The sequence below is a fragment of the Haemophilus sp. CCUG 66565 genome, from assembly GCF_001679495.1.
Classification (GTDB): Bacteria; Pseudomonadota; Gammaproteobacteria; order Enterobacterales; family Pasteurellaceae; genus Haemophilus; species Haemophilus haemolyticus_K.
Genome location: NZ_LZOX01000008.1, coordinates 1 through 984 on the forward strand (window position 1 = coordinate 1; position 984 = coordinate 984).

Sequence of the window (984 nt, forward strand, 5' to 3'; positions counted from 1 at the left end):
TAAATAAATTAGAGGTTGCCGCATCATCTACTGGCACACCAAATGCTGCGGTAAATGTTTCTGACTTACACAATACCGCTGACGCATTGCGTAGTAATGAAATCCATATTGCCCCAACAACTGATAAGGCCGAGGGTAAAGAAGCAACTCACTACAAGTATGATGCTGATAAAAAACAAGTTGTGATGACTTATCAAGATGGTAAGGGTAATGACGTTGCGAACAAAAAAGCCGTAATTGATTTAAGCTCACTGGCTGATTCTGTTCATAATTATGGATTTAAAGCAAATGCAACAGGTAATGGCTCCACTGGTGCCTCCGCTCAAGATGTAGCCAATGGAACAACAGTCAACTTTGATGCAGGCAAAAACTTAACGGTGAAACAAACAGTTGATGCAACATCAAAAAATCACACTTATAGTTTTGCATTAAGCAATAACGTAGACCTAACCAGCGCAGGCTCTATAACAATGGGTGACACCAAAGTTGACAATAGCGGCATTACCATTAATGCAACCACTCCAGCAGCTGGCGAAACCAAAAAACCAGATGTCACCCTAACCAACACAGGTTTAAGCAATGGTGACAATCACATCACGAATGTGAAGGGTAATTTACCAAGCACTCAAAACAACACAGCGAGCGGTGATAACGCCCAAAGTAACGCGACAAAATCAAAAGAAGCGCCAAATATCACAGGTACAGGTGATAATGCTGTAAATGTTAACAATGCAGCTACTGTGGGTGATGTGCTAAATGCAGGCTGGAACCTTCAAGGCAATGGAAGTGAAATTGATTTTGTTAAACCTTACGACACTGTCAACTTCGCAAACGGCACGGGTACAACTGCAACCGTCACCAACACCGATGGCAAAACCACTACCGTGAAATATGATGTAGCTGTGGGCAAAGGCTTAGAAGTGGATGGCGACAATAAAGTTACCGTTAAAACCGATGGTGACACCATTACCGTTGGCGATGATG

Annotated in this window: 1 pseudogene; it reads left to right on the forward strand. The window is 42.6% G+C overall.

The annotated features are described in order from the left end of the window. Nucleotides 1-984, forward strand: a pseudogene (locus A9501_RS09675) (hypothetical protein); the annotation flags it as partial.